We start from the raw sequence: 16943 nt of genomic DNA on the forward strand, positions 1-16943 counted from the left end.
TGTCGTATTGCCGTCAAAAAACCGATGTGATAAAATCACATGGCAAATGATTATCATTATCAATAAGAAATGGGAGAATTTAATCCAATGAACAATATCGAATTATATAAAACAGCCTTTATCAACGGACTCGATGTCGAGCCAGACGCGTCATTCGAAGAAATGAAGCTCGGTGTCACGAAAGAGTGGGATTCGATTGGCCATATGACATTAATCGCAGAACTCGAGGACGCGTTTGACGTCGATCTCGATTCCGATGTGATCACAGATTTCAACACGTATCAGTCTGGCATCGACTTATTGAAACGCTTGGGTGTGGACTTCGGACAATGAAGCGCTTCGATGCAATCGAGCAGTATGGAGAGCGTACCGCCATCTACGCGGATCGCGCGTATTCGTACGAAGAGATGATTGAGGCGGCCGACGCGATTGCGGGTGAGGTCGGCGATCGAACACTCGTCTTCATTTTGTGTGCTAACACCAAAGAGTCAATCTTCGGCTACGTCGGGTTCCTGCGCGGACGCATCGTGCCGCTCCTGTTGGATGCAGCGATTCATTCGGAACAGCTGCAGAACTTAATTGACCGCTACCGACCGACGCACATTTGGGCGAATCGGGAGCATCATCAATTAGCGCAGGAGATGGAAACGACTTACGGGTATGGAGACTATGCGCTATTTGAATGTCCTCATGTGATTGAGCATGAACTGCATGACGAGCTCGCGCTCCTGTTGACGACGTCCGGTAGTACGGGCAGTCCGAAGCTTGTACGGCTCAGCTACGACAACCTGTTTCACAACGCGGTATCAATCGTGTCGTACTTAAATATTACTGAGGACGACCGTCCAATCACGACGTTGCCGATGAACTACTCGTATGGTCTTTCCATTCTCAACAGCCACCTTGTGTCCGGGGCGACCATCGTCGTGACGGAAGCGTCCGTCATGCAGAAGGAATTTTGGCAGTTATGCCGCAATCAGCATGTGACGACGTTCGGCGGTGTGCCGTTCGTCTACGAGATGCTGCAACGGCTCAAGTTCGAGACGATGGAGCTGCCGAGTTTGACGAAACTGACGCAAGCCGGCGGAAAATTGAATCCGGATTTAGCGAGTGCGTTTACTGGTATCTGCGAACGAAAAAACATTCAGTTTTTCACGATGTATGGTCAAACGGAAGCGACGGCACGCATGTCGTATTTGCCTCCCGACCAGAATCGGGAGAAGGCGGGTAGCATCGGTATCGCCATCCCAGGCGGTGAATTGACGCTTCGCCAGGAAACAGGTGAACTGATCACTGCGCCTAACGTCGTCGGTGAGTTGGTGTATCAGGGAGCAAACGTGTCGCTCGGTTATGCCGAAGCGTTGTCCGATCTCGCGAGCGGAGATGAGAACGAGGGCGTCCTCTATACAGGAGATTTGGCGTATATGGATGAAGACGGCTATTTCTTCATCGTCGGCCGCATCAAGCGGATGATTAAGATGCATGGGAACCGGATTAGCCTCGATGAAGTGGAGGACCTGTTACGAGCACGCGGACATGATTGTGTCTGTAAGGGAACCGATGATGAGCTTTACGTGTACACGTTGCACGACGACCGTGCCGCCATCAAACAAGTCATCAAGGACATGATGCATACAAGAGGGGTCACGATTCTACGAATCGATGCCATTCCCCGGAACGAATCCGGAAAGATTCTGTATGCCGCATTACCGAAACGAGAGCTCGTCACCACCTGAACAAGCAAGTGAGTGCAGCCTTTGTGGAAAGCAATATAAGTTTAGAATAATCAGGTGAAGCTATGACGTTTATTTCAATCGAGTTTTTACTGTTTCTCGCCATTTTAGTGGCGGTATATTACGTGGTACCGCATCGCTTCCGATGGGTACTGTTACTGGCGGCCAGCTATTTGTTTTATGCGACTCTCAGTATGCAATTCATCCCGTTGTTGCTCGTGAGTACAGCCTTTACGTTCGTCACGGGACTCCTGATTGAACGACAAGACGAGAAGCGCCAGAAGAAACGCCTCATGATGATCGGCGTCTCCATCCTGGTATTGTTCCTCGGCTGGTTCAAATACTTTAACTTCGTGAACGACTCGTTGCGCACGATGGCGACATCGCTGGGGTGGAGCTATGACATTCCGTATCGAGACATCGTCTTGCCGCTCGCGATTTCGTTTTATACGTTCCAGGCCATCAGCTATCTCGTTGATCTGTATCGCGGAAAACTGAAGGCCGAGCGCCATTATGGCTATTTCTCGATTTACTTCGCCTTCTTCCCGCAGCTAGTGGCGGGACCGATTGAGCGGGCCAAGAAATTACTCCCTCAATTCAAGGCGGAGCAACGGTTCGACTATGAACATGTCAGCTATGGGATGAAGCGGATTGCCTGGGGCTTCTTCAAGAAGACGCTCATCGCCGACCGGTTGGCGCCGATGGTCGCGAGCGTGTTCAGTCAGCCAGACCCGACCGGCTCCGAAATCGTGCTCGGGACGATGCTGTTCTCGCTTCAATTGTATGCCGACTTTTCAGCCTGTAGTGACATCGCCATCGGGACAGCGAGACTATTTGGCATCAAGTTGACGGAGAATTTCCGACAGCCTCATTTCGCGGTATCAATCGCCGACTTTTGGAACCGATGGCACATCTCGCTGTCGACGTGGCTCCGGGATTATATCTTTATCCCGCTCTGCAAAGGGAAAAAGAAACGGTATCAAATCTATGTCGCCATCGTCATCACATTTTTGGTGAGCGGCATCTGGCACGGGGCCGCCTGGAGTTTCGTCTTATGGGGTCTGATTCATGGTATGTACCGCGTGTTCGGGGATGCGACGAAACATCAGCGGGAACAGATGGCGTCCTTCGTTCGACTCGACCGAACGCCCGAGCTTCATAAATGGCTGAAGATTGCGGTCACGTTCCAGTTGGTCTGTTTCTCCCGCGTCTTTTTCGTCTCTGACTCGGTCGGCCAAGCGTTTCACCATGCCCGGTTGTATGTGACACCTTCGTCATGGGCACCGGTCGACATGCTGAAGGCACTTGAATTATTCTCGTTACTCGATTTACTTGTGTTCCTTTTCTTCTTTACGACCGTCCAGGTGTTTCAGTACATCGAACGGACGAAAGGATCGACGTGGGATTGGTTGGCCGAGCGTTCGGCTCTCACGAACGTGGCGATTCAACTGTTCGTGATTGTGTCGGTCTTGGTGTTCGGCGTGTCGAGTGAAGGCTTTATCTACGGTGGGTTCTAAGTGAAAGGAATGGCTATGAGAAGTGTATGGATGAAAATTTCACTGGTGTTGATCATCGTTGCGCTCTTGTTGATTCCGCTCAACGACTTTGTCAAACAGTCGTGGGCGTACAATAACAACCGCGGTGTGTTGGCGTTCCAAGATGACCCGTCCGAGCTAGACATTATCAACCTAGGGACGTCGCACGCGATGTTCGGCTATGCGTTCAAACCGCTCGGTCTGTCGCATCTCGATTTAGCGTTGCCGAGCCAAACGATTGAATACGACTTGAAGATGTTGAAACAGTACGACCAACATCTGCGTCCGGGTGGGGTCGTCATCGTCTCTCTCTCGCAAATCACGTTTAGCAATGCGGAGATTGCCCGGAAAGAAAACTATTATCAGGTGTTGGAACGGGAAGATATCGAACCGGTCAGTACGTTTGATTACTATACGTACACGTCAATTCCTGCATTGAACAGTGGGAGCGTGTATACGGCGCTGTCACGAGAGATTCGCGATTTCAGATGGGAGTCTCATAAACCGTGGGTGAACAATGGTCAGAATTATTCGGAACGAAAATACGAGATGGTCGAAGCGCAGTATAAACAGGCTGTGGAGAATCGTGACATCGAGCAGAATATGGAACGATTGAAAGAAATCATCGCGTATTGTCAGGTGAAAGGCTATCGCGTCGTGTTGGCGATGGAGCCGGTCCACGCATTCTACAACGCCTATTTTGATCAAGCGGTCATGGACCGACTCGTTTATCAACATCTGGCCTCGCTCGAGTTGGACGTCCCGTTCTTAAATTATATGGATGACGAACGCTTCATCCATCAGCGTGAGTACTTTCATAATCCAGACCATTTGAATGGGAAGGGGAGAACGCTCCTATCTTCTCTCGTCTATGAGGATTTGAAACGACTCGGCTATCTATAAGAAAAGGAAATCTACAGCAGCGTAGATTTCCTTTTTCATATTGCTCCTATTACGAAACAATCTCGTTCATCAACGCATGTGTGTTACCCTCAAACCATATACGGCATATCGATTTGGCTAATTTGTTGAAACAATATCCTTCCTTAACGCGTTTGGCGAATCCGTTGAACCGTCAGCATCCCAATTGCTAGGACGATGGCAAGGCCAATCCATGTGAAGACGTAGATCAATGGCGACCCAGTCGTCCCGAGGGTCACCTCGTTTTGAAGCATGGTGACGTTATCCGCCTCGGCGATGATGTCGGGTTCATAATTGAGCGTGCGGATGAAGCCGATTCCAAACGTGGCGATAATATAAATCACATGGAGTGCTGCGGATAGAAGAAGAGCGAGTCTGATTGTTTTCAAAATGGTGCTCCTTTTTGGATATAATCATGTATAACGATAGTATAACTAGAATTACCTAAACCTGACAGACAAGGAGTGAGACTGATCGAAACCGTTTATTTAGCAGGTGGCTGCCTCTGGGGCGTCCAAGCGTTCATCAAGACGTTACCCGGTGTCATCGAAACAGAGGCCGGACGGGCGAACGGGGCGACGGATATGCTTGACGGAGCATATGACGGCTACGCCGAATGCGTCAAAACGACGTTCGATCCGAGCGTCGTCACGATGGAGGGTTTGATGAATTACTTATTTGAAATCATCGACCCGTATAGCGTCAATCGCCAAGGCGACGATGTCGGCGAAAAGTATCGGACCGGCGTCTATAGCGCAGACCCACGCCATTTGGAAGTCGCACGCACATTGATCGACAACCGAAGCGACGCGGACCGAATCGCGGTCGAGGTATTGCCGCTCACGAACTACGTCCGAAGCGCGGATGAGCATCAAGACCGGCTCGAGCGATGTCCGGACGATTACTGCCATATTCCGAAGACGTTATTAGAGAAGTACAAACAATGAGCCGACACGATGCCGTGTCGGCTCATTTGTTACGCCCGCTCGAGGACGTTCACGAGCAAGCGATGCACGACCTCGTGGTCACGCACGTCATGCAGTTTGTAATCTTTCCCCGGTAACGTATACCACTCGGCCGCCCCGACGTACGTGATGGCGAGCTCGAGCGTGCCGTCTTCCTGGCATGTCGTCCGTAATTCAAGTTCTCCACTGATGACGCCGACTTCCTCGGTCATGACGCCGTGGGAGGCTTTAAATACTGAAGAGTGCTGGTTCATAGCGAACTCCTTTCAAAACTCAATAGATGCAAGCATTGATGGCCGTTTGCAAGGCCGTCTTTTCTGTGGATTGGAGGCTGAGGCCCCAACGGCTCTTCGTCTCGACCCACATCTTCGCGTAGGCACAGCGCGCACCGGTACGTGGCGGCTGCCATGTCGACGGGTCTTGGTCCCCTTTCGAACGGTTCGAGCTGGCCGAGACGGCGATGAGCTGCGGCCCATTCAAATCATTGGCGAAGCTTTGACGCTTCGTCGTCGTCCAGCTGCTTGCGCCTGAGCGCCACGCTTCGGCCAAAGGTACGACATGATCGATGTCGATGTCAGACGCTGATGTGAATGTGATGCCGTCATAGTAACTGTACCACTTACCGGTGGTGACCGGACACTCATCGATGACCGAGTCGGCGTCGCGTTTCAAGACGATGTGCCGCGTGTTACACCCGTTCCCTTGGCTGCTCCAATGGGGGAACAAGTCACGACTATAGCCGGTCATCGACCCTTCATTTTTCACCGTCAAGGCGTTTAATTTAGATAACGCCATTGACTTAGATGGGATACCTGGTGGGAGCGCCGAAGCGGTTGGCGTCGTGAAGTGAAGCGTTGTGATGACCAAGATGATGGCGAATAACGAACTGATGCATTTTTTAAGCATGTTTGTGCCTCCTATTATGTATGACGACTGGACGAGGTGCATCGTAAACGCACGATGCACCTCGAATATACATGGCAAGGAAGTGAGAAATACGCAAATTTACGAAAAATGAATCTAACGATTATAAAACTTGAGGTCAGGGACATGATACATGACATCAGACGTCCCGGCTTTAGCACTACTGACATACGCGTAGGCACCAACTATTGGTATAATGAAGGCGGTTTGTAGTAAAGGACGAAGGAGTGGTACGCCATGAATCAAAAAGACATCGCGGCGATTCGGAAGCATTTCAAATTGAATGCGGAAGCGGTCAAAATCGCTGACATTTATAATATTTATATTCGCCAAGACAGCAACGAGATTTTTTACGAGGAGTTACGCTCGTTCCCGTTCGTCGAGCAGGAGCATCAAGAGTTGTTCCTCGCCAATTTCAAGAAAGTGCTCGGTGGCAAAATCGACGAGAAGCTGTTCGAAGTGAAGTTCCAGCACCCGGAAGCTGGGCAGACCGACCATACGCAGACATTGCTCTATGAGGCGCTCCGGACCGACGAGATTGAAGAGTGGGCCGGTATGATGCAGCGGATCGCGCTCAAGATGGTCCAGGAGGCGCCGTTCGAGAAAGATATGGTCGTCACGTTCATCCGCTTCAAATACAATAAGCCGACGCGTCGTCATTCCGAGGAGACGGAGATCGACATGCGCGACGAGGTATGGACGTCACGATTCATCCTATGCAGCATCAATCAGACCGAGCTCCCGAAACAGTCGCTCGTGTTCGACTATATCGAGCGGGAGTTCAAGTCGAACATCTTCATCAATCCGGTCATCAAACTCGATGCCCCGATCGGCGGCTTTATGTTCCCGTGCTTCACGGACAACGCGGCCGACGTCAACCATATCTTGTACGCCGCGCAAAAGGCTCATCAACCAGACTTCGGCTTTATCGAGAACGTCTTGAATGGCACCGAGATTGTGACGGCGGTCGAAGAGAAGGCGATGTTCGAAGAAGTCGTCAAAACCGTTATCGGCGAAGAAGTGAACGTGGGGACGCTCGCTACCGTTTACGATGAAATCAACCAGATGATTCTCGCCGAAGCAGAACGCGAGGACGAGGAAGAGAGCGTGCCGATGATTGACGCCCGCACTGTGGAGGTTGTCTTGAAAGCGAGCGGCGTCGAGGACGTGACGACGGAGAAAGTCGAGGCGGCGTTCCAACAAGTCGTCGACGACCGACAATACGAGATGAAGGCGAGCAGTGTCGTCCCGAAATACACATCGAAGTCGATTAAAATCAATACGAAAGTCGCCAATATCTCGATCAGTCCACAAGACTTGAAGTACGTGAGACAAGTGAACGTGAAAGGGAAACGGTGCTTGTTAATCGAACTAGAAGAGGACACGGAAATCGAAGGATTCAAGCTGATCTCGGAAGAACTGTTGGACTGACTTTAAACGGACGGAGGCGAGCGGGTGCACCCTTTAGACATCTTTGAATGGATGACGGCAATCGGCATCCTCTTGTTGATTGTCGCCACTTCCTTTTTATTTCGTGGGAAATGGCGGCGTGCAATGCGAGTGCTCGCCGTTGCGTACGTTATCACCTATGGGGTGTTCTACCTCGTCCGCCCATATTGGATGAATCATCAGATTGATCGAGACGTCGTAGCGCTTGAGTCGTATCTTGAGTCGCGCTATCCGGACGAGACGGTCACGATTGAAAGCATCCCCTACGGAACGGACGGCTTTGAGAGCATGAACCCATACACGCTGTTCGTCACGTTCTCAACAGAACCGGACGCGGAATACACGTATGTTGTCGAGGATGGGACGCACATCCGTCAGACGAGTCATAGTTCAATCCAAGAAAATAAGTTTGATTTTCTTCATTTGGAAGACTAAGGTTCAGACATTCGTCTGAGCCTTTTTTTGTCAATCACGTGAGGATAGTTGAATTTCGGAACGGTTATCGGTATGATGCTCTTGAAAGCGTTCTCTCGGTAAGTCTTATTTTTTTGAAATTTATCGAAAGCGCTTTCGGTATGAGTGAGGACAACAAAAAACCTCAATCCTTCTCCATGTGGAGAGGCGTTGAGGTCTGATAGATGATTATTTTTTCGCCTTGCTCACTTTCAACTTCTTCCCTTTGATTGGCGTTGATTCCATCGCCTGAAGGACGAGTGAGCCTTTGCCGTTCAAAATGTCGACGTACGTCATTTGGTCGTTGATTGTGATGATACCGATATCGTCTGCCGTCACACCAGGAATTTTGGCGATTGTACCGACGAAGTCGATGGCGCGGAGTTTTTTCTTCTTCCCGCCGCTGAAGTGAAGCTTCATGATGTCTTGGTTGATGCGGGCCGTCTTGTTGTTGCGAACGACGCGTCGTCCGCTCAACTTCTCTTCGAACGCGGCTTGGTTGCGCGCGACTTGTGTTTCAGTCGGTGCATCCATTTCCGGGATGTCGAACTTGATGAACGCTTCGATGGCGCGAACGAACTTGCCTTCATGCGGCGTCGCGAGCGTGATCGCTTTTCCGGCGTTGCCGGCACGGCCTGTGCGTCCGGTCCGGTGCACGTAGCTCTCTTTTTCCATCGGCACGTCATAGTTGATGACGAGATTGACGTTATCGACATCGATTCCGCGCGCTGCGACGTCGGTCGCGACGAGATAACGGAAGTTACCCATCTTGAAGCCTTCCATGACGGCGAAGCGGTCTTCTTGCTCGAGGCCACCGTGGAGGCGTTCACACGAGTAACCGGCTTGATCGAGTTCGCTGTACACCGTGTCGACGTGTTCTTTCGTCCGGCAGAAGATGAGGCAGCTGTCTGGATTTTCGACGACCGTCAAATCTTTCAGTACGGCGAGCTTGTCTTCGCGGCGCACTTCAATCAAGCCATGTTCGATCGTCGAAGCGGTGACACCGCTCGATTCGATAGCCACACGGATTGGTTCGTTCATGTGCTTTTGGCATAAACGCTCGATGTCGTTCGGGAACGTCGCTGAGAACACCATCGTCACGCGGTCGCGCGGCAATTCTTGAAGAATCGCCTCGACGTCAGCGAGGAAACCGCGGTTCAACATCTCGTCGGCCTCATCGATGATCAAGTAATCGATTTTATCGAGGACGAGCGTCTCCCGTTCGATGTGATCCATGACGCGTCCCGGTGTCCCGACGACGACGTGCGTCTTCTGTTTCAATTCATCACGCTGCTTCGAGAACGGTTCTTTGCCGTAAACGGCAGTCGCCTTGATGCGTTTGAAACGACCGATGTTCGTCATATCCTCACGGACTTGGACGGCGAGTTCGCGCGTTGGTGTGAGAATCAGCACTTGCGGCTTGTTTTCTTCCCATTCGATGAGTTCCGTGACCGGAATCCCGAACGCCGCTGTCTTACCACTCCCGGTTTGGGCTTTGACGACCAAGTCTTGACGCTCGAGTGCGAGCGGGATGACTTTCTGTTGGACCTCGGTCGGTGATTCGTATTTCATGATGCCTAGTGCGCGTTGGATATCTTCGCTTAGGCGATAGTCAGAAAATTGTTGTTTACTCATAATTAACCTCATTCTTTAGTGAAAACTTCTGCTTCAGAAAATTTCAATAGCATATTTGAATACAGTCCATTATAGACCGAATCCATGAAGGAAAGCGAATCGCAGTGGTTCAGCCAAAGTCTGGTTCCATCGGGTCAGGCTGGATGATATACAAAATGAGTTCATCATGCGAATCCCACAATCGCTCAATATCCACCTCATTTTGTTGGAGGAAAGCTGCCTTTAGCTCCGGACAGACATAGTGTACCAAGCCTTCGTCTTGGGCGAGCGAAAACGTTTCTTCATCATCATATTGTAGGACAAGAGGTTGTTGGCAGGCCGTACAGTCACCAATCTCGTACCGGTGAAAACCGGATTTCACCTCATGGACGAAACATTCGGCACAATACGACTTCAGCGGATCACCAAAGTGACCAAATTCATCGGTTTGAACACATTCACGATTTTTTTGACAACGTACACATCGAGACATTATAGAACACGCTCCTTTACTCATCTACGTTAAAACGTAGCATGGGAAGAATGAGGGTGCAATCATCACCTTATAAGATTTATGTGTAGGTATAAGAAAGGGTGAAAACGAATCATGGCAAACAAACAAGACGGACTCGTTATAAGGTTGAGTCGAACAAGAGAGGTCGTCTTACAAGACGGCGTCGAAACAATCATCAAACCCGTCCCGGACGCTGATGTGACCGGTGACCTCGACCCGCGGGTATTGGCCGTCATCCAAGGGTATGACGCAACCGAGCCAGAAACGTCATTCGACTTGGCGTCGGCCCGTGCCAGCATGGGCTGGCCGAACCGTGACGTGACGACGATGGACATCACGACAGACCACGTTTTGATTCCGAGCGCTGACGGCGACATCCCGGCGCGCCTGTATCGGCCGCGCACGGAAGAGACGTTACCGGCCATCCTGTTCTTCCATGGCGGCGGTTTCTTCGGCGGGACGCTCGATACGGTCGAGAACCCGTGTAAACTGCTCGCCGAGAAAGCGAACGCCCTCGTCGTCTCGGTCGATTACCGGCTCGCGCCGGAGCATCCGTTTCCGGCCGGATTGAACGACTGTTACCGGGCGCTCGAATGGGTGCACGAGCGTGCCGATGACCTCAGAGTGTCACGCGACGACATCGCGGTCGCCGGCGACAGTGCCGGTGGGAACTTGGCGACCGCGTGTTGCTTACTCGACCAATCGAACGAGACGAACATGATTCGTTTCCAGGCGCTCATTTATCCGGTCGTCAATCTGGGCTCGATTCCGACAGACGACTATGAATGGACGCTCGACCGCTATGAAATCAAACATCATCACGACTTGATTCGCGGAGTCGTCCGGGCGCTCGCTGACAATGAAGGATTCTTCAACCAGCTTTATTTACAGGGTAAGGCCGAGCTGACCGACCCGCTCGTGTCACCGTTGTTCGCGGATGATGTGACCGGCTTACCGCCTGCTTTGATTGTCACGGCCGAATACGATTACCTTCGTCTCGAAGGTGAGGCGTACGCGCGTAAACTCGCACGCGACGGCGTACCAACGCGACTGATTCAATATCGCGGTATGGACCACGCCTTTATGGACAAGCTCGGCGACTTTCCGCAAGCCGAAGACTGCACGATCGAAATCGCAAATGGAATGAAGGAGATGACACGATGAAGACTTACACATTGAACTGGGATACATATAAACAACTGGCGCGGACAGCCGTCGCAGAAGGGGCCGTCCTTTTGAAGAACGAACACGCGACGCTTCCGATTCAATCGGGGACGACCGTTTCTGTGTTCGGGCGCAGCCAATTCAACTACTACAAGAGCGGCACAGGATCAGGCGGGATGGTCAACGTCTCGCACGTGACGAGTCCGCTCGAGGCGCTTCAGGCGACAGAAGGCATTCAATTGAACGCGTCGCTTCTTGAGACGTACGAGACGTGGGTCGAGGCGAATCCGTTCGACCAGGGTGTCGGTTGGGCCGGTGAGCCGTGGTCGCAGCCAGAGATGGAAGTGACGGATGAGCTCGTCCGGGAAGCGGCCGCGCAGTCAGACGTGGCCCTCATCTTCATCGGCCGTACGGCGGGGGAAGACCGAGACAACACGGCCGACCCGGGCAGCTATTTGTTGACGGACATCGAGCAGGCGTTGATCGAGAAAGTGTCCAAACAATTCGCGAAAACGGCCGTCGTTTTGAACGTCGGCAATATCATCGACATGGACTGGGCGCACCAACCGAGCGCAATCCTTTATACGTGGCAGGGTGGAATGGAAGGTGGGACCGGGCTCGTCGACGTCTTGACGGGTGCTGTCACGCCATCTGGTAAGTTGACCGATACGATTGCCAAATCGATTGAGGACTACCCATCGACGAAAAACTTCGGACATGCGGACAAGGGCATCTATCAAGAAGACATCTACGTCGGGTACCGCTATTTCGAGACGTTCGCCAAAGATTCGGTGCTCTATCCGTTTGGCTTTGGCTTATCGTATACGACGTTCACGACCGACGTCGCGACGGCGAGCGAACAGGATGGCGTGATCACGGTGACCGTCGATGTGACGAACACAGGCGCCGTTGAAGGAAAAGAAGTTGTCCAGCTGTACGTCGAGAAGCCACAAGGCACGCTCGGCAACCCGGCTCGTTCACTCGTCGCCTTCGATAAGACGGACACACTCGCACCGGGGGAACGGACGACGCTCACACTCAGCGTCCCAGTCACGGACTTCGCGAGCTATGACGATAACGGCGCGACAGGGCACGTATCAAGCTTCGTTCTCGAGGCCGGGACATACGAGCTTCACCTCGGGACGGACGTCCGCACGGCGCGACCTGTATTTACGTATAATGTAGATTCGCTTCAAGTCATTGAAACGCTCAGTGAAAACATGGCCCCGGTCACTCCGTTCGACCGCATCAAGCCGGTCGTCGGTGAGAATGACTATTTGGTCGAATACGTGCCGACGCCGCTCCGTGCGGTCGATGTCGAGGCACGCTATCTCGCCGAACGTCCGCTCTCGCGCGACTACGTCGGTGACAACGGCTTAACACTGAAGGACGTTTACGCCGGCAAGGCCGTACTCGAGACGTTCCTCGATCAGTTGACGGATGAAGACCTCGCCTGCATCGTCCGTGGACAAGGGATGAACTCGCCGCGCGTGACACCGGGAACGGCCGCCGCGTTCGGTGGGGTATCGGATCGCTTGAACGACCTCGGCATCCCAGCAGCATGTTGCGCGGACGGCCCGTCCGGCATCCGGATGGACATCGGGACGAAGGCATTCGCCCTTCCGAACGGGACGCTCCTCGCTTCGACGTTCAACGTCGAATTGGTGGAAGACCTGTTCGAGATGACCGGACTCGAGATGCGGAAAAATCGTGTCGATACGCTCCTCGGACCTGGGATGAACATCCACCGCAACCCGCTGAACGGCCGGAACTTCGAGTACTTCTCGGAAGACCCCCACGTAACCGGTAAGATGGCGATCGCTCAATTGAATGGGATGCATCGCGTCGGCGTGACGGGAACGCTCAAACACTTCAGCGCCAACAACCAAGAGGCGCACCGTCACGATATCGACTCGATCGTTTCGGAGCGGGCGCTGCGTGAGATTTACTTGAAAGGGTTCGAGATGGCTGTCAAAGAAGGCAAGGCGACATCAATCATGACGACGTATGGCGCCGTCAACGGCGTCTGGACGGCTGGACTCTATGACCAAAACACACGTATCCTCCGGGACGAGTGGGGCTTTGACGGCATCGTCATGACCGACTGGTGGGCGAAAGTGAACCACCATGAAGACGAGCCGGCGAACCGTCAGAACACGGCGGCGATGGTCCAGTCGCAGAACGACTTGTATATGGTCGTCGACCGTCCGGACACGAACTCGTTCGATGACAACACGGGCGCGGCTCTCGCGGCCGGGTCGCTCACGCGCGGTGAATTGCTCCGTAGTGCGGCGAACATCTGTCGTTTCGTTTTGCAGTCACCGGCGATGGAGCGCGAGCTCGGCATTCACGACGGGACGGTCGAGGTGATCGGGCTCGACGAGGAAGCCGGACAAGCCATCGACTTTGATGTGGCGTATCGCCATCTCGAAAACGGGGAGAGCGTCAGCCTGAGTGACGCCGACACGTCGACGGGGAACACGCACGTCTTTGCCGTCTCAGTCGATGAAACGGGCACATACGACGTGACGATCACGGCGAAGTCGGACGCAGGCGAACTCGCCCAGATGCCGGTCACGTTGTTCGCCAACAACATCCCGGGCCCGACGTTCACGTTCAACGGCACGGACGGGGAATGGGTGACGCAGACGAAGCAAGTGTTCTTCTTGAACCAACACAACTATTTGCAGCTCTACTTCGCGCTCGGCGGTCTCGACGTGAAAGACATCACGTTCACGCTCGTCGACTCGTTCAGCATGAAAAACGGCTGATGAGCCCGATCGCTTCATCGTATACGTCTGGCCGCCTTTCACACATCACGAGCTATTCTGTATAATGAAGTCAACATCTTGTGATTGGAAAGGGGGGCGCATATACGTGGAAAATCGTTTGAGATTTTCTAAGTCTTCAATCACTCATGCAAAGCCAGTTGTCACAAAGGCGATCATTTGCATGGGGCAGAACGGTTAATTTGATCGCAATCTAGTCTTTTACAACAATGGCTTTGCTTCCTTATTGTCGGATTTTTTATAAGGAGCGAGCAGAGATGAAGTACGTAAATGCGCAACAGATTCTTCCAGAGAAGTTGCTTCAGGAAGTTCAACGATACGTCCAAGGGGAGACACTTTACGTTCCCCGGACCGGTCAAGACAAGAAGCGCTGGGGAACGGTCAGTGGTGGGAAACAGCTGCTTGAAAAACGGAATGAAGCGATTCGAACATCCTTTGCGAAGGGGACTCGGGTCGAGCAGTTGGCCGCTGACTATCATTTAGCGGTCACGACCATTCGGAAAATCGTCTACTCTTCACAGTAACTAGCGGTACAGCGCATTTTTTGCGACTGTACCGTTTTTGTATAGAACAGTTCTAATTCAAAGTCGGTACAATCGGGTCGTCCAAAATCCTTTACACTGAAAGGAGTCAGGATTGAGAAAGGATGACTGAATATGCAAGAGCGTTTTATTGAGAACCACCAATTTAATTTCATTCGAGAGCAAGTCGAGACGATTCGAGATAGTCGAAAGAAAAGTTTACCGTCTTCCGTGTTACAAGCCGTCATCGATTTGGCAAATGCCAAAATTGCTTTTCTGTTTCCTGAAGCGACACCAGCTCGGCTTGCCATGTTGGACGTATCAAAGTTACAAACTGACGAAGCCTATGATGGGTTTATAGATGAGTTAAGACCTCACGTCCGGTCGTTTCCGCAAGTGTCGGTACAGCAAGTGAAAAAAATGTTTCCCAAACAGAAAAAACTGAGACTTCCAGACCGAGATGATCTCAATGTGAATCGGATATCTTATATGAGCTGGAACGACCTGCGCTCCAATCGGAAATATATCGTTTGCGAGAAGGACCATCAGCTCATGGGAATCGAGCTTAAGGCAAGCTCGAATGCGAAGAAAAATATTTGCGCCTTCTGTAACCAGTTGGCAGAAGTCTCGTATTGTGTCACCATCACAAAAGCGAAACAAGCGAAAAATCCTGACTATTATAAAGCGATTGGGACGTATATTTGTACAGACAGTGCCTCATGCAACGAGAACATGACGAATCTTGACGCCTTGATGACGTTCGTCGAAACGGCGTTAAAAGAGTAAACAGAGAATCGACCATGCGTCGATTCTTTTTTGTGGAGCTTAAAACCAAGCGCATTTTGTTGTCTTTACAAAACCTATACAGGATTGACTCGGTGTTGAAAAAGCTTCTTAACAAATTTCCTTTAGTCTACAAAAGTCTAGAAACGCAATACATATTCGGGAGGGACTAAGGAAATGAAGAAATCGATGAAAAAAGTGATTCCATTGGCGGTCGCGTCGACACTTGCACTTGGTGGGCTGATCGGGATGCAACAACAGGAGACCGAGGTACAAGCGAAAGACGGCAAGAACGGCAAGGCAAAAAACGTCATCTTTATGATTGGGGACGGGATGGGCGTACCATATACGACGGCACTCCGTTACATGAACGACACGGAAGGCGTGGACATGCCACAGACGGCGTTCGATCCGCATTTGGTCGGACTACAGTCGACGTATCCTGAAGATGAAGAAGAGAACGTGACAGACTCGGCGGCAGCGGCCACCGCGATGAGCGCCGGTGTCAAAACGTATAACAATGCCATCGCGGTCGATAACGATAAGACGGATGTGAAAACCGTCCTCGAGCAGGCAAAAGAGAACGGCATGTCGACCGGGATCGTCGCCACGTCTGAAATCACGCATGCGACACCGGCCTCGTACGGTGCCCACGAAGAAGAGCGCAAGAGTGAGAACGCCATCGCTAACGATTATTATGATGATTTAATCAATGGGGAACATAAAATTGACGTCATGCTAGGCGGTGGGACCGACTTCTTCGAACGCTCGGACCGCAATATCGCGAAACAGTTTCAACAAGATGGATATAGCTATGTAACATCGGCAGAAGAGATGAAGCAGGACAAGAATGAACAAGTGCTCGGCTTGTTCGCCGAGGTCGGTCTCGATAAGATGATTGACCGCGATGACACCCAACCAAGTCTCGCCGATATGACGACGTCGGCGCTCGACCGGTTGAAAGATGACCGCGACGGTTTCTTCTTGATGGTAGAAGGCAGTCAAATCGACTGGGCCGGTCATGACAACGATGTCGTCGGCGCGATGAGTGAAATGAAAGACTTCGAGAACGCATTCAAAGTCGTTGAAGACTTTGCGAAAGAAAACGGGGAGACGTTGGTCATCGTCACGGCCGACCATTCGACCGGCGGCTTCTCGATCGGATCAGACGGGAACTATAACTGGGACCCGGCTGCGATTCAAGCTGCAAAGCGGACACCGGACTTCATGGCAAAACAGATTGAAGCAGGAAAAGATGTGGAAACCGTCTTGAACGAATGGATCGACCTTGAGCTGACGGATGCTGAAATCAAATCGGTCCAGCAAGCTGCCGAAACGAAAGACGTGACGAAGATTGACAATGCGATTGAAAAAATCTTCGACGTCCGCTCAGGAACGGGTTGGACGACGGACGGTCACACTGGGGACGATGTGCCGGTCTATGCGTACGGTCCTCAAAAAGAGCAGTTCACGGGCATGATCGATAACACGGATCAAGCACAGCGTATTTTTGAGTTGTTGGAGAACCGTGGGAAAATCAAAAAATAAGAACGGATTTACAGACTGCGCGGTAGGTTG

Annotated in this window: 17 protein-coding genes; 12 read left to right on the plus strand and 5 right to left on the minus strand. The window is 51.8% G+C overall.

Translation table 11 applies throughout. The features are described from left to right. Nucleotides 1-87: 87 nt before the first annotated feature. From KNP79_RS12470 to KNP79_RS12485, 4 genes are all read left to right on the plus strand, one after another. Nucleotides 88-333 carry an acyl carrier protein gene (locus tag KNP79_RS12470; RefSeq protein ID WP_131434376.1) on the plus strand — a complete coding sequence of 82 codons (246 nt, stop codon included), beginning with the start codon at nucleotides 88-90 and terminating at the stop codon, nucleotides 331-333. Next, nucleotides 330-1736 carry an AMP-binding protein gene (locus KNP79_RS12475; RefSeq protein ID WP_215192597.1) on the plus strand — a complete coding sequence of 469 codons (1407 nt, stop codon included), beginning with the start codon at nucleotides 330-332 and terminating at the stop codon, nucleotides 1734-1736. The genes KNP79_RS12470 and KNP79_RS12475 overlap by 4 nt, the downstream gene beginning before the upstream one ends. Before the next feature lie 62 nt (nucleotides 1737-1798). Then, nucleotides 1799-3250 (plus strand): MBOAT family O-acyltransferase, encoded by a 1452-nt coding sequence (locus tag KNP79_RS12480; RefSeq protein ID WP_215192599.1) that lies wholly within the window; start codon nucleotides 1799-1801, stop codon nucleotides 3248-3250. A gap of 30 nt (nucleotides 3251-3280) precedes the next feature. After that, nucleotides 3281-4171 carry a hypothetical protein gene (locus KNP79_RS12485; protein WP_251132963.1) on the plus strand — a complete coding sequence of 297 codons (891 nt, stop codon included), beginning with the start codon at nucleotides 3281-3283 and terminating at the stop codon, nucleotides 4169-4171. Between the two features lie 143 nt (nucleotides 4172-4314). On the opposite strand, the gene KNP79_RS12490 is transcribed toward KNP79_RS12485, so the two are convergent. After that, nucleotides 4315-4578: a hypothetical protein gene (locus KNP79_RS12490; protein WP_215192602.1), complete on the minus strand. Its 264-nt coding sequence runs from the start codon at nucleotides 4576-4578 to the stop codon at nucleotides 4315-4317. Nucleotides 4579-4662: 84 nt separating this feature from the next. Between KNP79_RS12490 and KNP79_RS12495 the strand changes: the two genes are divergently transcribed. Further along, nucleotides 4663-5136 (plus strand): peptide-methionine (S)-S-oxide reductase, encoded by a 474-nt coding sequence (locus tag KNP79_RS12495; protein WP_215192641.1) that lies wholly within the window; start codon nucleotides 4663-4665, stop codon nucleotides 5134-5136. Between the two features lie 29 nt (nucleotides 5137-5165). Here KNP79_RS12495 and KNP79_RS12500 read toward each other — a convergent pair whose 3' ends face one another. Further along, complete coding sequence (locus KNP79_RS12500) at nucleotides 5166-5408, minus strand: hypothetical protein (protein WP_214754506.1); 243 nt, start codon at nucleotides 5406-5408, stop codon at nucleotides 5166-5168. Between the two features lie 19 nt (nucleotides 5409-5427). Further along, nucleotides 5428-6060 (minus strand): HNH endonuclease family protein, encoded by a 633-nt coding sequence (locus KNP79_RS12505; protein ID WP_214754504.1) that lies wholly within the window; start codon nucleotides 6058-6060, stop codon nucleotides 5428-5430. A gap of 255 nt (nucleotides 6061-6315) precedes the next feature. Here KNP79_RS12505 and KNP79_RS12510 point away from each other — a divergent pair, with 255 nt between their 5' ends. Both KNP79_RS12510 and KNP79_RS12515 read left to right on the plus strand, forming a co-directional pair. Further along, nucleotides 6316-7509, plus strand: a complete 1194-nt coding sequence (locus KNP79_RS12510; protein WP_034780348.1) for a DUF4317 domain-containing protein — start codon at nucleotides 6316-6318, stop codon at nucleotides 7507-7509. Nucleotides 7510-7533: 24 nt separating this feature from the next. Then, nucleotides 7534-7962 carry a hypothetical protein gene (locus KNP79_RS12515; protein ID WP_034780350.1) on the plus strand — a complete coding sequence of 143 codons (429 nt, stop codon included), beginning with the start codon at nucleotides 7534-7536 and terminating at the stop codon, nucleotides 7960-7962. Nucleotides 7963-8169: 207 nt separating this feature from the next. Here the strand turns inward: KNP79_RS12515 and KNP79_RS12520 are convergent, their stop codons facing one another. Together KNP79_RS12520 and KNP79_RS12525 are read right to left on the minus strand one after the other, a co-directional pair. Then, nucleotides 8170-9615 carry a DEAD/DEAH box helicase gene (locus KNP79_RS12520; protein ID WP_215192605.1) on the minus strand — a complete coding sequence of 482 codons (1446 nt, stop codon included), beginning with the start codon at nucleotides 9613-9615 and terminating at the stop codon, nucleotides 8170-8172. Nucleotides 9616-9724: 109 nt separating this feature from the next. After that, nucleotides 9725-10087, minus strand: a complete 363-nt coding sequence (locus KNP79_RS12525) for a hypothetical protein (protein ID WP_215192607.1) — start codon at nucleotides 10085-10087, stop codon at nucleotides 9725-9727. A 114-nt stretch (nucleotides 10088-10201) separates the two neighbouring features. Between KNP79_RS12525 and KNP79_RS12530 the strand changes: the two genes are divergently transcribed. From KNP79_RS12530 to KNP79_RS12550, 5 genes are all read left to right on the plus strand, one after another. Then, a complete protein-coding gene (locus KNP79_RS12530; protein WP_215192609.1) occupies nucleotides 10202-11272 on the plus strand; it encodes an alpha/beta hydrolase in 1071 nt (356 codons plus the stop codon). After that, the gene (locus KNP79_RS12535) at nucleotides 11269-14043 is read left to right on the plus strand and encodes a glycoside hydrolase family 3 C-terminal domain-containing protein (RefSeq protein WP_215192611.1); all 2775 of its coding nucleotides are present in this window, start codon (nucleotides 11269-11271) and stop codon (nucleotides 14041-14043) included. The genes KNP79_RS12530 and KNP79_RS12535 overlap by 4 nt, the downstream gene beginning before the upstream one ends. Nucleotides 14044-14318: 275 nt before the next feature. Then, nucleotides 14319-14585 (plus strand): CD3324 family protein, encoded by a 267-nt coding sequence (locus KNP79_RS12540; RefSeq protein WP_214797341.1) that lies wholly within the window; start codon nucleotides 14319-14321, stop codon nucleotides 14583-14585. A 132-nt stretch (nucleotides 14586-14717) separates the two neighbouring features. Continuing rightward, nucleotides 14718-15368 carry a FusB/FusC family EF-G-binding protein gene (locus tag KNP79_RS12545; RefSeq protein WP_214797342.1) on the plus strand — a complete coding sequence of 217 codons (651 nt, stop codon included), beginning with the start codon at nucleotides 14718-14720 and terminating at the stop codon, nucleotides 15366-15368. Nucleotides 15369-15554: 186 nt separating this feature from the next. Continuing rightward, the gene (locus tag KNP79_RS12550) at nucleotides 15555-16913 is read left to right on the plus strand and encodes an alkaline phosphatase (RefSeq protein WP_305798056.1); all 1359 of its coding nucleotides are present in this window, start codon (nucleotides 15555-15557) and stop codon (nucleotides 16911-16913) included. Nucleotides 16914-16943: the final 30 nt, after the last annotated feature.

Source organism: Exiguobacterium sp. s7 (genome assembly GCF_018618195.1).
Classification (GTDB): domain Bacteria; phylum Bacillota; class Bacilli; order Exiguobacteriales; family Exiguobacteriaceae; genus Exiguobacterium; species Exiguobacterium mexicanum_A.

Excerpts from the sequence above, each read along its gene's own strand:
- KNP79_RS12540 (WP_214797341.1), top strand. The coding sequence starts at position 14,319 with ATGAAGTACGTAAATGCGCAACAGATTCTTCCAGAGAAGTTGCTTCAG.
- KNP79_RS12485 (WP_251132963.1), top strand. The coding sequence starts at position 3,281 with ATGAAAATTTCACTGGTGTTGATCATCGTTGCGCTCTTGTTGATTCCG.
- KNP79_RS12500 (WP_214754506.1), bottom strand. The coding sequence starts at position 5,408 with ATGAACCAGCACTCTTCAGTATTTAAAGCCTCCCACGGCGTCATGACC.
- KNP79_RS12530 (WP_215192609.1), top strand. The coding sequence starts at position 10,202 with ATGGCAAACAAACAAGACGGACTCGTTATAAGGTTGAGTCGAACAAGA.
- KNP79_RS12480 (WP_215192599.1), top strand. The coding sequence starts at position 1,799 with ATGACGTTTATTTCAATCGAGTTTTTACTGTTTCTCGCCATTTTAGTG.
- KNP79_RS12470 (WP_131434376.1), top strand. The coding sequence starts at position 88 with ATGAACAATATCGAATTATATAAAACAGCCTTTATCAACGGACTCGAT.
- KNP79_RS12510 (WP_034780348.1), top strand. The coding sequence starts at position 6,316 with ATGAATCAAAAAGACATCGCGGCGATTCGGAAGCATTTCAAATTGAAT.
- KNP79_RS12545 (WP_214797342.1), top strand. The coding sequence starts at position 14,718 with ATGCAAGAGCGTTTTATTGAGAACCACCAATTTAATTTCATTCGAGAG.
- KNP79_RS12550 (WP_305798056.1), top strand. The coding sequence starts at position 15,555 with ATGAAAAAAGTGATTCCATTGGCGGTCGCGTCGACACTTGCACTTGGT.
- KNP79_RS12525 (WP_215192607.1), bottom strand. The coding sequence starts at position 10,087 with ATGTCTCGATGTGTACGTTGTCAAAAAAATCGTGAATGTGTTCAAACC.
- KNP79_RS12535 (WP_215192611.1), top strand. The coding sequence starts at position 11,269 with ATGAAGACTTACACATTGAACTGGGATACATATAAACAACTGGCGCGG.
- KNP79_RS12505 (WP_214754504.1), bottom strand. The coding sequence starts at position 6,060 with ATGCTTAAAAAATGCATCAGTTCGTTATTCGCCATCATCTTGGTCATC.
- KNP79_RS12520 (WP_215192605.1), bottom strand. The coding sequence starts at position 9,615 with ATGAGTAAACAACAATTTTCTGACTATCGCCTAAGCGAAGATATCCAA.
- KNP79_RS12475 (WP_215192597.1), top strand. The coding sequence starts at position 330 with ATGAAGCGCTTCGATGCAATCGAGCAGTATGGAGAGCGTACCGCCATC.